This is a genomic window from Stenotrophomonas sp. GW821-FHT02D01 (genome assembly GCF_059421765.1).
Genome location: NZ_JBWKVP010000008.1, coordinates 100299 through 114761, shown reverse-complemented (window position 1 = coordinate 114761; position 14463 = coordinate 100299). Strand labels below are relative to the sequence as shown.

Here is a 14463-nt window from a genome sequence, read left to right as displayed (position 1 = left end):
CCTGCTACTTCGCCGGCACTTCGATACGGATGCCCATCGCCTCGCGATAGCGGGTGTACAGGGCCATCACCTTGTCCACGTAGGCCAGGGTTTCGGCATACGGTGGCACGCCCTTGTAGCGCGCCACCGCACCGATGCCGGCGTTGTAGGCCGCCGCTGCCAGCGGGCGGTCGCCGTTGTAGCGACGCAGCAGGGCACGCATGTAGCGCGCGCCGCCATCGATGGACTGCTGCGGCGAGAACGGGTCGCGCACGCCGTATTCCAGCGCGGTGTCCGGCATCAGCTGCATCACGCCCTGCGCGCCCTTGCTGGACACCGCCAGCGCGTCGAAATTGCTTTCGGCATGGGCGATCGCCCGCAGCCAGGCATCGTCCACGCCGGTGGCCTTGGCCGCCGCCTTGAACTGCTTTGCGTGCTGGGCCAGCTGGGGCTTGCCGACCTTGCCCAGGCCTTCATGCGCCGGCTCGCCCGGCGGTGTGGCCACGGTGAACTTCAGGAACACCCGCGAACCGGGCAGGTTGCGGGTGGAGTAGACAAGTTTGCCGTCCTGCTCGCGCTCGTACAGCACGCCACTGAACACGCCCATGTTGCCCCACAGGTTGGGGGTCTGCACGGCGCTGTCCTCGATCTCCTTCGGCGTGCAGCGCGAGCCGGGCTCCGGTGCGGTGGCCAGGCTGACGGTGTTGCCCTGGACGCAGCGGTAGACCGTGCGCGCAGCGGCCAGCCCTGGCCACAGGCCAGACAGCAGCAACAGCGCGACAAGGGCGGGACGGAGGGACATGGCGGCGGGATGATCCGGCTGCGGCCGCTAACACTGAGTGAATGGGGGGGGCGGCCGGGCGGCGCCCGGCACCCGCAGAAGCAACGGCCGCAGCAACGGCAATGGCAACTGCAACAGCAACAGCGGGCTATCCGTGGGATGGCGGGGTGGGTCCGGTTGCGGGGGACGCCGTAAACCCGTCCCTGGGGGCTTGGCCGCGGCATCCATGCCGCGGACACCCCCGCAACCGGACCCACCCCGCCTTCGACAGATTTCCGCGATCTGGGAACGGTGTTCTGTGCTGCTGTTGGTGGGTGTCGACCTTGGTCGACACGTGTAGATCCACGCCATGCGTGGAGGGGACTCACCGAGGCCGTGAGATCTGTTGGCGAGGGTCTTGCTGACTACCGTGCCATCTTCCGCCGCAGCCAATAACCGGCGCCCAGCAGCACGAACCACGCAGGGCTGGCGATCAGGGCCTGGCGGGTGTCGGCCTGCAGGCTCAGCAGTACCAGCACGGCGGCGAAGAACAGCAGGCAGGCCCAGCACATCGCCACGCCACCGGGCATCTTGAAGATCGAGGCCGCGTGGCGCTCAGGGTAGCGGCGGCGGTAGACCATGTAGGCCACCAGGATCAGCGACCAGACGAAGATGAACAACACCGTCGCCAGGGTCGTCACCAGGGTGAAGGCGGTCACCAGGTTGGGGATCAGGTAGATCAGCAGGGTGCCGCCCAGCAGGCACAGGCAGGAAAACAGCAGGCCCCTTGCCGGCACTGCAGCGCGCGAGAGCTTGGACAGGCCACGTGGCGCGTGGCCTTCCTCGGCCAGGCCATACAGCATGCGGCTGGTGGAGAAGATGCCGCTGTTGGCCGACGACGTGGCCGAGGTCAGCACCACGAAGTTGATCAGGCTGGCGGCGGCGGGAATGCCGGCCAGCACGAACAGCTGCACGAACGGGCTCTTGTCCGGCACCACCTGCCGCCATGGGGTGACCGCCATGATCGCGATCAGCGCCAGCACGTAGAAGATGATGATGCGCACCGGAATCGAGTTGATCGCCTTGGGCAGGTTGCGCTCCGGGTCGGCCGTTTCCGCGGCGGTGGTACCCACCAGTTCGATGCCGACGAAGGCGAACACCGCGATCTGGAAACCGGCGAAGAAACCGACCAGGCCCATCGGGAACATGCCGCCGTCATTCCACAGGTTCGACAGCGCTGCGGTATGCCCGCTGGGCGAGGTGAAGCCCCAGGCCACCAGTCCGGCGCCGGTGATGATCAGCGCGCAGATCGCCACGATCTTGATCAGCGCGAACCAGAATTCCATTTCGCCGAACAGCTTCACCGTCACCAGGTTCAACGACAGCAGCAGCATCACGCAGGCCAGCGCTGGTTTCCACGCTTCCAGTCCCGGGAACCAGAACTGCGCATAGGCAGCGATGGCGATCACATCGGCGATGGCGGTGACGATCCAGCAGAACCAGTACGTCCATCCGCAGAAGAAGCCGGCCCACGGCCCGAGCAGATCGGTGGAGAAATCGATGAAGGATTTGTACTGCAGATTGGACAGCAGCAGCTCGCCCATCGCCCGCATCACGAAGAACAGCATCGCGCCGATGATCAGGTAGACGAACACGATGGATGGGCCGGCCAGGCTGATGGTCTTGCCCGAACCCATGAACAGGCCGGTGCCGATGGCACCGCCGATGGCGATCAGTTGCAGGTGGCGGTTGGACAGGCTGCGGCGCAGGTGCTCGGGGGGCGTGGCGGGCTCGGTCATGGGCGCGGGAAGGGGCGGGTGAAGCGTTCGACGGTAGTCCTCCCGCTGCCACAACGCCAGCGCCGGACGGCCCAGGGCCGTCAGCAAGTGTCACTTTCACCACAATGTGACCCGTTACCGCCTTTGTCCCATTCCGCCCAGCCCTGCGCCGTGTTCATATACCGCCATCGTCCAAGGACCGGCCCCGCCCATGTGCCCAACCCTGCACACCTCTCTGGAGCCCCGGTCATGAGCCGACTGCGGGTCATCATCGGCGGCACCATCCTGGCCGTGCTGGCCGCTGCAGTGCCGATCGCGGTCATGGTCTATGCCACCTGGGACCGTGCCGTAAGCGTAGAGCAACAGCGACTGCATGCCATCGCCGAGCGCAGCCTGCGCCGTACCGAAGTGTCCTACCAGGAAGCGCTGGCGGCATTGAAGTCCGCCGAGGCCACGGTGCTGCCGGCCTGCGGGGCCGAACACATCCAGCGCATGCAGACCCTGGTGATGACCACGCCGTCGTCCGACCAGATGGGCTACTTCGAGGGCGGCAAGCTGCGCTGCACGTCGTGGGGGGTGTTCCAGCGGGATGTGGACCAGCCCACGCCGGACCACGTCACCAGCGATGGCGTCGGCATCACCGTGGACGTGCGCCCCGAGGCGTCCGGCCGGCGGCCGATGCTGTCCATGATGTATGGGTCCTACGACGTGCTGGTCGACCCTCGACGCTTCGTCGACGTCATCGTCGATCCGGACGTGCGGCTGGCCCTGGCAAGTCCGGATGGACGGCTGCTGACCCAGCAGGACGGCATGGACCCGGCCCTGTTGCAGCAACTGCTGCGTGAGCCCGGCGAGGGCCTGGACCACGACACCCTGTATGCCAGCGCGCGCAGCGGCGAATGGCTGGCGATCGCCACGGCCCCGCGCACCGCGCTGGCGGCCACGTTCCGGCAGCAGGCGTGGCTGTTCGTGCCCTTGGGCCTGCTGATGGCCGCCGCCGGTGCCGGCCTGGTGATCTGGCTGTCGCGGCGACGGCTGTCGATGCGCGGCGAACTGGGCATCGCCATCCGCCGCCGCGAACTCTACCTGCACTACCAACCGATCATCGAACTGGATACCGGCATCTGCGTCGGCGCCGAGGCGCTGGTGCGCTGGCAGCGACCCGATGGTACGCAGGTACGTCCGGATCTGTTCATTCCCTTGGCCGAAGAAGCCGGGATGATCGCCGCCATCACCGATCTGGTGATCGAGAACGTGGTTGCCGACATGCGTGAGCTGCTGGCCGAGGATCGCAGTGCACACATCGCGATCAACCTGGCGGCCGAGGACATCAGCAGCGGACGGGCGCTGAAGGTGATCTCGCAGCGCATGGCCGGCAGCGGCATCCTGCCGCAGCAGATCTGGCTGGAGGCCACCGAACATGGCTTCCTCGACATCGACCGTGCCCGCACCATGCTGGCGGCGGCGCGACGCGCGGGCCACAGCGTGGCCATTGACGATTTCGGCGTCGGCTATTCCAGCCTGCAGTACCTGCAGCAGCTGCCGTTGGATGCACTGAAGATCGACAAGTCCTTCGTCGATGCGATCGGCACCGAGAGCGCGACCAGCCCGGTCACGCCGCACATCATCGGCATGGCCCGGGAGCTGGGCCTGTGGCTGGTGGCCGAAGGTGTGGAAACCGAAGCGCAGCTGGCCTACCTGCACAGCCAGCACGTGCAGTTCGGCCAAGGCTGGCTGTTCTCGCGGCCGTTGCCGCGCGATGAGTTCATTGCCTTCCACCGCAAGCGCCAGCAGCAGTACGGCGCGGCGCGGGAGCACATGCAGAATCCGCGCAGCGTGCCGTTCGAGCGCGAGCAGGCGGGGGAGTAGTAGTCGGCGAACGGCGCAGCCCCTCGTGGTGGGTCGCTAAGAGCGAAATAGAGAAGAGAAAAGCAACAGCGGATCGCTGCGCTCGCGCACGCTGTTGAGCTTCGGCTGGGGTAGTGCCGGCCGCTGGCCGGCAACCCCGTCATCCTTGATCGACGCCTACGCCCAGGCCTTGGGCCGCGCCCAGACCCACAGGCCACACACCACCAGCAGCAGCAACGGCAGCCAAGCCAGGTGCTGGGCGCCGCTGGCCTGCAGCATCAGGCCGCCGCCGACGCCGCCGGCGGCGATGGCCAGGTTCCAGCCGGTCACCAGCATCGACTGCGCCAGGTCGGCGGCGGCACCGGCGCGGCGGGCCAGTGCGGTCTGGAACAGGGTGGGTACCGCACCGAACGCGACGCCCCACAGGATCGTCACCAACAGCAGCACGCCCGGCACACCTGGCCACAGCAGCAGCGAAGCCACCGCCATCACGAAGCCGATCACGCTGGCCCACACCAGCGCGCGCAGGTGGCGGTCCACGCCCCAGCCGGCGATGGCGATGCCCACGATCGCGGCGATGCCGAATGCCAGCAGCAGCCGGTCCAGCCACGCCCCGGCGCCGGCCTGCACTGCCAACGGCTCGATGTAGGTGTACAGCACGTTGTGCGCCAGCACGTACAGCACCATCACCAGCAGCGTGCTGCGGATGCCGGGCATGCGCCAGACCGAGCCCAGCGACAGGCGCCGGCCTGCACCGGCGGCCGGCAACGCGGGCAGCGCCCATCGGGCGTAGCCGAGCAGCAGCACCGCCAGCACGCTCATCAACGCGAACGCCCAGCGCCACCCGATCTGCTGGCCCAGCAAGGTGCCGGCCGGCACTCCCAACGACAGCGCCAGCGGCGAGCCGATCATCGCCACCGCGATTGCCCTTCCCTGCAGTTCCGGCACCACCATGCGCGCGGCATAGCCGGCCACCAGCGACCACAGCAGGCCTGCGCCCACACCCGCCAGGAAGCGCGCCACCAGGGTCAGCACGTAGTCGTGGCTCAGCGCGGTCACGGTGTTGACCACCATGAAGCCGGCAATCGCCGCCAGCAGCAGCGGACGGCGCGGCAGGCGCTGGGTCAACGCGGTCATCGGCAATGCAGCCAGCACCGAGCCCAGTGCATACACGCTCACCAGCTGACCTGCGGCCGCATCGCTGACGCCGAGGCTCTCGCCCATCGGCCGCAGCACGCCCGCTGGCAGCGTTTCAGTCAGCAGGGTGATGAAGCCACCACCGGCCAGTGCCAGCAGCCCGCGCCACGGAAGGCGCGTTGCTTCACCCGCCGGTGCCGCTGCATCGATCGCATGCCCGCTCATCGCACCGTCTCCAGGTCGGCGTACACCGCATCGCGCAGTTCATCGACAAACCCGCCATGCATGCCTTCGTACAGCGTATTGGTCAGCGCGACCACGCTCAGGCCATGGGCCGGGTCCACGAACCAGCTGTGGCCGTAAGCACCGCCCCAACGCCATGTCCCTGAGGTCTGCGGTGTGCCGCTGGCCGCTGCATCACGCAGCACCGCAAAGCCGAGGCCGAAGCCCCAACCCGGCGGATCAACCGGTCCCAGCTCGCCAACCTGTGGTGTTCCCATCTGCGCCGCCAGCCGTTCCGGCAGCAGCTGCGAGGCGCGCACATCGCGCAACGCTTCCAGCACGGCCATCACCTCGTCGGCACTGCCCACCAGCCCCGCGCCTGCCGACGGATAGCGGTGTGGATCGGTCGCCCGCGCCACGCTGTATTCGATGCCCACCGAGCCCTCGAACGCAGGCACCACCTCGCCCTCCCGCAACCGATGCGGCTGCGGCCGGTCACTGACATACGGCGTGGCCAGACGACTACCCTCGTCGGTGGCGAACGCGGTGTCGCGCAGGGCCAGCGGCTGCGCCAACAACCGGTCGAACAACACCTGCAACCTTTCGCCGGTGGCCGCTTCAGCCACGGCGCCCGCCACATCCACGCCCAGCGAGTACAGCCACTGGCTGCCCGGCGTGAACAACAGCGGCGCCTGCGCGATGCGCTGCACGTTCTGCTGCAGCGTCACCGGGTTCGCGTCCATGCCATCGCTCACACCCGCCTGCGCATAAGGCCCCTGGGCATCGGCTTCCAGGAAGCGGTAGCCCAGCCCACTGCTGTGGCTGAGCAGCTGGCGCAGGCTGATCGGCGGGCGGCTGCCATCGGCCAGTGCCGGGCGGAACGCCGGCAACCAGCGCTGCACCGGCGCGTCCAGGTCCAGCACCCCCTCGGCTACCAGGCGCAGGATCACCGTGGTCAGCAGCGGTTTGCTCACCGAGGCCAGCCGGAACAGGTGGTCGCGGCGCATCGGCGTGTTCGATTCACGGTCGGCCAGGCCACTGGCGCTGGCGTGGCGCAGCACGCCGTGCTCGCGCACCAGTACCACCGCACCGACCAGGCGCTGCGGATGCACGGCCCGCAGCAGCGCGCTCACCGCGGGCAGTGCCGGTGCGGTATCAACAGGAAGGGCGAGTGTCATCGGGGTGATCCGTGGGGAGAGGCCCGCCACGGTAGGCAGCTCCTGCGCCGGCAAAAAGCGGGGCGGGGCTCCGTGCATCATGGACCGGAAAGTCCGCAATCGGCATGATGGCCGGAACCATTGGGCCGCACCGACCCGCCAGGCCCGCGCACCGCAGTGTTGCGCGGGCTACGTCAGCGGGCCGGACTGCCGCGCCCTACCCTGCCCACTTTCGCAGCGACCTTCCCATGTCCGTCCTCGACAACCTGGCCAACCTGCAGACCTTCGTCCACGCCGCGGACACCCGCAGCTTCGTCGACACCGGCCGCGTGCAGGGCATCTCCGCCTCGGCCGCCGGCAAGTGCGTGGCCCGGCTTGAACACGCACTCGGCGTGCGCCTGTTCCACCGCAGCACGCGCAGCATCACCCTCACGGCCGAGGGCCAGCTGTTCCTGGCACGCTGCCGCCGCATCCTCGACGAACGCGATGCCGCACGCACCGAACTGGCCCAGCAACATGCAACCCCCAGCGGCACCTTGCGCATCAGCCTGCCGCTGGTGGGCGACCTGACCCTGCCGCTGATGGCCGAGTTCATGGCGGCCTACCCGGACATCCGGCTGGAGCTGGATTTCTGCGATCGCCTGGTCGATGTCATCGAGGAAGGCTTCGACGCCGTGCTGCGCGTTGGCGAGCCCAGCGATTCACGCCTCACCGCACGCCGCCTCGGTGTGTTCCCACGCCGCGTGGTTGCATCGCCGGCGTACCTGCAACGGCACGGCGTTCCACGCACGCCGGCCGACCTGCTGCAGCACCGCCTGCTGCACTACCGCTTCCCCAGCACCGGCAAGCTCGAGCCATGGCCCATCCTCTGGCCCGAAGGCGAAACGGCACAGGATCTGCCGGTGCACCTGGTCGCCAACACCATCGAAGCGCGGGTGGCACTGGCGCTGCGCGACGGAGGCCTGGCGTTCGTGCCGGTGCATTCGGTGCGCGATGCACTGGCCGATGGCCGGCTGGTCACCGTGCTTGAAGAGCACGTGCATTCCTGCGGCATCTTCCACCTGCTGTGGCCCTCCGGCCGCCACGTGCTGCCGAAGCTGCGGGTATTCATCGAATTTGTCGGCGCACGGCTGGATACGGTGCCGTAACCCAGCGCCACGGCCGCGACCATTCAGCTCGCGGCGCTATACTGCCCGCTCATTCCCCACCGAGGCTCGCGACCAATGCGCCAGTGATGCCGCCGTCTTCGCACTAGACGGCCCGACTCTTCCCGCCCCTGCGCGCAGGGGAGAACCAGGCATCCATGGAGGTCGCATGACTTCGCATTCCCTCACGCTTGATCGCGTGTCGTATCGGTTGGCCGATGGCCGACCGTTGTTTTCCGATCTGTCCTTTTCCTTCGAACCGGTGGCCACCGGGCTGGTCGGCGCCAATGGCGCCGGCAAGAGCGTGCTCGCGCGCCTGCTCGGCGGCCAGCTGTCGCCCGACGATGGCCGCGTGCACCGCAGTGGCCAGGTGTTCCTGTTGCCTACGCCGGGCTATCCGCCACGTGGCACGGTGGGTGAACTGGCCGGCGTCGGCGCCGAACTGGCGGCACTGGCGCGCATCGAAGCAGGCAGCATCGATGAAGCCGATTTCGCCTGCGTGGGCGACCACTGGGACCTGCGCGAACGCCTGCAGCAGCAGTGGCAGGCGATGCAGCTGCCGGCCGACCTTGATCCGGCGCAGCCCGCCTCCCGGCTCAGTGGCGGCCAGGCGATGCAGGTGGCGCTGTCCGGCGCGTGGGCCAGCGGCGCGGACTGGCTGATCCTCGACGAGCCAAGCAATCATCTCGACGCCCGGCATCGCCACCAGCTGTACGCACAGCTGCAGCAGTGGCAGGGCGGCCTGCTGGCCATCAGCCACGACCGTGGCCTGCTCGCGCAGATGGCGCAGATCGTCGAACTGGACGCGCACGGCCTGCATCGTTACGGCGGACCGTGGCAGCACTATGCCGACACACGCGCCGCCGAACGCGAGGCCGCCGCCGCCCATCTGGAGCATGCCCGTGCCCAGCACCGGCAGCAGCAACGCAGCGCGCGCGAACAGAACGAGCGCCAGCAGCAGCGGCAGGCACGTGGCAACCGCGAAGCGCGCGAGGCCAACCAGGCACCGATCCTGCTCGGTCGGCAGAAGCAGCGCGCCGAAGCCAGCCACGGCCGTGCGCAGCAGATCCAGAGTGATCGCCTGCAGGCCAGCGCAGCGCAGGTGCGCGCCGCCGCTGCGGCAGTACACGTGGCACCAGAACTGGCGTTGTTCAGTGGCGAAGGCGAGCGTGGCCAGGCCCGCCTGCTGCAGGCGCACGATCTGGTGCTGCCGCATGGCTGCAACGCGGCGCTGCAGCTGGAGATCCGGCGCGGCCAGCGCATCGCCGTCGTGGGCGACAACGGCAGCGGCAAGTCGACGCTGCTGCGCGTGCTGGCCGGACAGCTGGCGGCGCGCAGCGGTCAGGTGCAGCGGCATGCGCCGCTGGCCCTGCTCGACCAGCAACTGCTGGGGCTTGCAGGTGAACAGAGCATCCTCGATGCCGTGCGCGCTGCGAATCCCGCGGCCGATGCGGGTGAACTGCGTACGCGTCTTGCCCTGCTGGGCCTGGATGCGCAGCGCGTCCAACGCCCGGCCAGCAGCCTCAGCGATGGCGAGCGGGTGAAGGGTGCGCTGGCCAGCGTGCTGTACGCCGATCCTGCCCCGCAGCTGCTGTTGCTGGACGAGCCGGGCAACGCGCTGGACCTTGCTGCGCTGCAGGCGCTGGAAGAGCTGCTGGCGGCGTGGCCGGGGGCGTTGCTGATGGTCAGCCATGACACCCACCTGCTGCAGGCCCTGCGGCCAACGCAGGTGCTGCAGGTCGGTGACGCAGGTTGGCAGTGGCGCGATGCGATGTAGAGCCGAGCACGTGCTCGGCTCCTGCAGGCATTCATCCACGCATGGCGTGGATCTACTGCCAGCCTCTCATCCACGCGTGGCGCAGACGCATCAACGCTTCCACACCGGGAACGCCTGCGGCATCTGCTGCCACAGCAAGGGCCCGGCCTGCAGCTCGGTGTCGTTGAGCAGGCACGCATCCAGGGCCGACCGCACCACACGCTCGTCCATGTGCACGCCGATCACCACCAGTTCCTGCCGGCGGTCACCCCACAGCGGATGCCACAGGCGTGCCATCGCCGAGTGCGCGGCCGCGTCCGGAAATTCCCCTGCATCCGGCAGCGGCGCGCTCCAGCAGTCGGCCTGCTGCCGGGCCCAGCCCAGATCGCTGTAAGGCAGCGGTGTTGGCGGCAGCAGCGGCGTGGTGTCCTCCTGGCCGGCGCGCACGCGCTCGCGCGCCGCGTACCAGAAGCCCGCCGCCTGGGTGCGTGTGGCCGCGCCCACACTGTTCAACTCACCCACCCAGTCCATGCGGTTGGCCAGCCAGAACCAGCCCTTGCTGCGGATCACCCCGGGCATGCCGTGCTGCAATGTGCGCGCGAAACGGGCGGGATGGAACGGCCGCCGTGAGCGATAGACGAAGCTGCCGATGCCGTACTCCTCGGTTTCCGGCGTGTGCTCGCCACGCAGTTCCTTCACCCAACCGGGGGCCTGCTGCGCGCGCTCGAAATCGAAGCGACCGGTATCCAGCAGCTCGGCAAGCGGCACGTCGCCGAAACTGGACAGCAGCAGCTTCGCGTCGCGATTCAAGCCGCGCAGCACGGCCAGCGTGTCCTGCAGCACTTCGTCGTCCACCTGGTCCACCTTGCTGACCACGATCACATCGGCGAATTCCACCTGCTCGCACAGCAGGTCGACCACGCCACGATCATCATCCGGCCCCGCCTGCTGGCCACGCTCGGCCAGGCGCAGTGTGGAACCGAAATCGGCCAGGAAGGCGCTGCCATCCACCACCGTCACCATCGTGTCCAGCCGTGCGATATCGCTCAGGCTGAAGCCGTGCTCATCGCGCACCGCGAAGGTGGCAGCCACCGGCATCGGCTCGCCGATCCCGGTCGATTCGATAAGCAGGTAGTCGTAGCGGCCGCTGTCGGCCAAACGCCTGACCTCCTGCAGCAGATCATCGCGCAGCGTGCAGCAGATGCAGCCATTGCTGAACTCCACCAGCGTCTCTTCGGTGCGACGCAATTCTGCGCCGCCATCGCGCACCAGCTGCGCATCGATGTTGACCTCGCTCATGTCGTTGACGATCACCGCCACCCGCAGGCCATCGCGGTTGCGCAGGATCTGGTTGAGCAGGGTGGTCTTGCCGGCCCCAAGGAAGCCGGAAAGCACGGTGACCGGAAGGCGGCGGTCGGCGCGGGAAACAGTGTTCATGTCGGAGCGGGCTGGCTGCGGAATGGAAATGTTACTGTATAACAATTGCCGCGCAAGGAACCTACCCGCATGAAGTCGCCCTCCGCCGCCCTGCTTGATGCCGGTGCCGTCGCCCTGTCCAGCCTGTGCCTGCTGCATTGCCTGGCACTGCCCCTGCTGGCGGCCGCGCTGCCGCTGTTCGGCGTCTGGGCCGAAGCTGAGTGGGTGCATCTGGTCTTCGTCGCCATCGCGCTGCCGATGACCGGCTTTGCCCTGTGGCGCGCCGAACGCCGCCAGCCGCTGCCTGCGCTGGCATGGCTGAGCGCGGGCATGGGCCTGGCACTGTTGACGGCCGGGGCGCTGGCACTGCCCTCGCACGCCTGGGAGACCCCGCTGACGGTCACCGGCAGCCTGCTGCTGGCCGCCACGCACCTGTGGAACACGCAGCACCGGCACTACCCAGCTATTTGCCGTAACGCCGCAGTAGTTCCACCAGTACCTCGGCTTCGGCCGCCCGCTGCGCCGGGTCTTCCGCGCCCACCACGTGTTCCTGCAGATGCTCGTGCAGCAGTTCCATGAGCAGGCTGTGGGCAGCGCCACGCACGGCCGCCACCTGCACCAGCACGTCGGCGCAGTCGCCTGCCTCGCCCTCCGGCGTGTTCAATGCCTGTTCCAGCGCCGCCACCTGCCCGCCGATGCGACGCACCCGGGTCAGCAGCTGCTTTCGATTTCTGTGTACATGGGCCATGGCGGGATCATATACCCTATGGGGGTATCCACCCAAGCCTGATCGCCGCCATGCACCTGGACGCCCTTGCCGCCGCCCGCCGCCACGAGCACCGCTTCGACGACGGCAATCCGCTGGCCGAACGCAACACCCGCCGCGCGATGTGGCTCACCGTCAGCATGATGCTGGTGGAGATCGTCGGTGGCTGGTGGTTCAACTCCATGGCCGTGCTGGCCGACGGCTGGCACATGAGCTCGCACGCGCTGGCACTGGGCCTGTCGGTGTTCGCCTACCGCTGCGCACGGCGCTACGCGCACGATCCGCGCTTCGCCTTCGGCACCTGGAAGATCGAGATCCTGGCAGGCTATACCAGCGCCATTGCGCTGCTCGGCGTCGCCGCGCTGATGGCCGTGCAATCGCTGGAACGCCTGTGGGTGCCCGCGCCCATCCACTACAACGAAGCCATCGCCATCGCCGCGGTCGGCCTGGGTGTGAACCTGCTGTGCGCGTGGTGGCTGCACGACAGTCCGGGCCACGCCCATCACCACCATGGACACGGGCACGACCATGGCGATCATCATGGTCATCACCACGATCACGACCATTCCCACGGCCACGACCTCAACCTGCGTTCGGCCTACGTGCACGTGCTGGCCGACGCCGCCACCTCGGTGCTGGCCGTCGTCGCCCTGCTGGGCGGCAAGCTGCTCGGCCTGACCTGGCTCGATCCGGTGATGGGCCTGGTCGGCGCGGTGCTGGTCACCGTATGGGCAATCGGCCTGCTGCGCGACAGCGGCCGCATCCTGCTTGACGCGCAGATGGATGCGCCGGTGGTGGCCGAGGTACGCGAAGTGATCGAGCAGGGTCCGTGGCCGGCACGCCTGGCCGACCTGCACGTGTGGCAGGTGGGGCGCGGCAAGTACGCCGTCGCCGCCAGCGTGGTCACCAGTGATGCCACGCTGGATCCGGACACCGTGCGCCAGGCGCTGGCGATCCACGAGGAACTGGTGCATGTCACCGTGGAGATCCACCGCAGCGCGTGACGCCAGCAGGGCGGCGGTTCTTGCCGAAAATCTGTACCGGCCAGCGCCGCGTGCTGCCTACACTGGCCGCACCTGCCCCGTCGGGACATCCCATGCGCACGCTCCGCCTGCTGCTGCCCGGTGCCCTCCTGCTGCTGGTGGCCTGTTCCGGCGACACCCAGCTGCCGTTCTCCTCCGACCCCATGCTCGGCTGCTTCGCCACCAGCCCGCGCAAGTCCGCCGAGTTCCGCATCGAAAAGGAAGCAAGCCAGTACTTCGTCTCGTTCGAACGCGATGGCCACTGGCAGCGCGAACCCAATGCGCTGTACAAAGCCAGCCGCAGCGACATCCAGCAGTACTTCCGCGATGACGCCGACCAGATCGACAGCGCGCTGATCCGGATGGCCGGCGGCTTCGGCATCTTCCGCGTCAAGGACGGCGCCACGCTGAAGGCCCGGGCACGCGACAGCGACTACATGGCGCTGCTGCTGATCGGCGCCGGGCCGGTGTACGCGGTGAAGTGCGGATAGCGTGCAGGCCTTCCCATGGCGGGCATCTGGATGGGTGCGCTTCGGGCCGTCGCAGGCGGTGTGGCAGTGGTTCCTGCCACCGCCTTCAGCTCCGCAACAGCTGCGGTACCATGCCCTCCCCCGAGCCACCTACCCTACCCGCCGTGCCCCACTACTCCGGCCCCCTGCTGACCCGCGACAGCGCTGACACCCTGCGCCGTGCCCACGACAAGGGCGCCACCGAATGGCAGGGCTCGCTCGATCTGGGCCGCGGCGAAGAGGCGGTACAGCTGGATGCCGAGGGTTTCACCTTCCGCGGCCAGCACTACCCGTGGCCGGGCAAGCTGAAGGACCGCACGCTGTACTACTGGGATGGCGAGGAGTTCTGCTCCATCTCCCGCTTCAGCGGCTCGCTGATCAAGCTGGTGCCGACCGAGTGGGGCGCACCGACCTTCGAGATCGACGGCATCAAGATGCTGCCGACCTCCAAGCTGTCGCCGTTGGAGGACGCGCGCCGCAAGGTCGAGCTGGTCGCCCCGGCGGGCAAAAGCCTCCTCGATACCTGCGGTGGGCTTGGCTACTTCGCCGCCTGTGCACTGGAGGCCGGCGTTGGCCAGATCCGCTCGTTCGAAAAGAACGCCGACGTGATGTGGCTGCGCACGCTCAATCCGTGGTCGCCCGATCCTGACTCAGGCGCCGCGGGCGGCCGCCTGCACTTCAGCCACGGCGACGTCTCGCAGCAGATCGAACAGGTCGCCAGCAACAGCGTCGATGCGATCCTGCACGACCCGCCGCGCTTCGGCATTGCCGGCGAACTGTACTCGCAGGTGTTCTACGATCATCTCGCCCGCGTCATCCGCAAGGGTGGCCGCCTGTTCCACTACACCGGCGCGCCGAACAAGCTGACCAGTGGCCGCGACGTGCCACGCGAGGTCGCCAAGCGCCTGGAAAAGGCCGGCTTCAAGGCCGAGCTGGCGCTCGATGGCGTGCTGGCCGTCAAGCGCTGA

Annotated in this window: 12 protein-coding genes and 1 pseudogene; 7 read left to right on the top strand and 6 right to left on the bottom strand. The window is 68.3% G+C overall.

Features of this window, described 5'->3' with window-relative positions; translation table 11 throughout:
- Window positions 1-4: 4 nt before the first annotated feature.
- Window positions 5-781 (bottom strand): lytic transglycosylase domain-containing protein, encoded by a 777-nt coding sequence (locus AC07UW_RS15920; protein WP_033830232.1) that lies wholly within the window; start codon window positions 779-781, stop codon window positions 5-7.
- Between the two features lie 383 nt (window positions 782-1164).
- The gene (gene cycA / locus AC07UW_RS15915; RefSeq protein ID WP_495212410.1) at window positions 1165-2538 is read right to left on the bottom strand and encodes a D-serine/D-alanine/glycine transporter; all 1374 of its coding nucleotides are present in this window, start codon (window positions 2536-2538) and stop codon (window positions 1165-1167) included.
- 228 nt (window positions 2539-2766) lie between these two features.
- Between cycA and AC07UW_RS15910 the strand changes: the two genes are divergently transcribed.
- Window positions 2767-4386, top strand: a complete 1620-nt coding sequence (locus AC07UW_RS15910; protein WP_495212409.1) for an EAL domain-containing protein — start codon at window positions 2767-2769, stop codon at window positions 4384-4386.
- A gap of 156 nt (window positions 4387-4542) precedes the next feature.
- Here the strand turns inward: AC07UW_RS15910 and AC07UW_RS15905 are convergent, their stop codons facing one another.
- A complete protein-coding gene (locus tag AC07UW_RS15905; protein WP_495212408.1) occupies window positions 4543-5727 on the bottom strand; it encodes an MFS transporter in 1185 nt (394 codons plus the stop codon).
- On the bottom strand, window positions 5724-6902 hold the full coding sequence (locus AC07UW_RS15900; protein WP_495212407.1) for a serine hydrolase domain-containing protein: 1179 nt from the start codon (window positions 6900-6902) through the stop codon (window positions 5724-5726). The genes AC07UW_RS15905 and AC07UW_RS15900 overlap by 4 nt, the downstream gene beginning before the upstream one ends.
- A 227-nt stretch (window positions 6903-7129) precedes the next feature.
- Between AC07UW_RS15900 and AC07UW_RS15895 the strand changes: the two genes are divergently transcribed.
- Together AC07UW_RS15895 and AC07UW_RS15890 are read left to right on the top strand one after the other, a co-directional pair.
- Window positions 7130-8029, top strand: coding sequence for a LysR family transcriptional regulator (locus tag AC07UW_RS15895; RefSeq protein WP_033830227.1), 900 nt, complete (start codon window positions 7130-7132; stop codon window positions 8027-8029).
- A gap of 166 nt (window positions 8030-8195) precedes the next feature.
- Window positions 8196-9803 (top strand): ATP-binding cassette domain-containing protein, encoded by a 1608-nt coding sequence (locus AC07UW_RS15890; RefSeq protein WP_336024314.1) that lies wholly within the window; start codon window positions 8196-8198, stop codon window positions 9801-9803.
- 90 nt (window positions 9804-9893) lie between these two features.
- On the opposite strand, the gene AC07UW_RS15885 is transcribed toward AC07UW_RS15890, so the two are convergent.
- The gene (locus AC07UW_RS15885) at window positions 9894-11219 is read right to left on the bottom strand and encodes a GTP-binding protein (RefSeq protein WP_049464782.1); all 1326 of its coding nucleotides are present in this window, start codon (window positions 11217-11219) and stop codon (window positions 9894-9896) included.
- A 69-nt stretch (window positions 11220-11288) separates the two neighbouring features.
- Here AC07UW_RS15885 and AC07UW_RS15880 point away from each other — a divergent pair.
- Window positions 11289-11654 (top strand): annotated as a pseudogene (locus AC07UW_RS15880) (MerC domain-containing protein); the annotation flags it as partial.
- Window positions 11655-11661: 7 nt separating this feature from the next.
- Here the strand turns inward: AC07UW_RS15880 and AC07UW_RS15875 are convergent.
- Entirely contained in the window at window positions 11662-11946 is a 285-nt protein-coding gene (locus tag AC07UW_RS15875; protein WP_033830224.1) for a metal/formaldehyde-sensitive transcriptional repressor, read from the bottom strand.
- Between the two features lie 50 nt (window positions 11947-11996).
- Between AC07UW_RS15875 and dmeF the strand changes: the two genes are divergently transcribed.
- From dmeF to AC07UW_RS15860, 3 genes are all read left to right on the top strand, one after another.
- Entirely contained in the window at window positions 11997-12968 is a 972-nt protein-coding gene (gene dmeF, locus AC07UW_RS15870) for a CDF family Co(II)/Ni(II) efflux transporter DmeF (protein ID WP_495212406.1), read from the top strand.
- A 92-nt stretch (window positions 12969-13060) separates the two neighbouring features.
- On the top strand, window positions 13061-13477 hold the full coding sequence (locus tag AC07UW_RS15865) for a hypothetical protein (protein ID WP_032975562.1): 417 nt from the start codon (window positions 13061-13063) through the stop codon (window positions 13475-13477).
- Window positions 13478-13620: 143 nt separating this feature from the next.
- Window positions 13621-14463, top strand: coding sequence for a class I SAM-dependent methyltransferase (locus AC07UW_RS15860; RefSeq protein WP_495212405.1), 843 nt, complete (start codon window positions 13621-13623; stop codon window positions 14461-14463).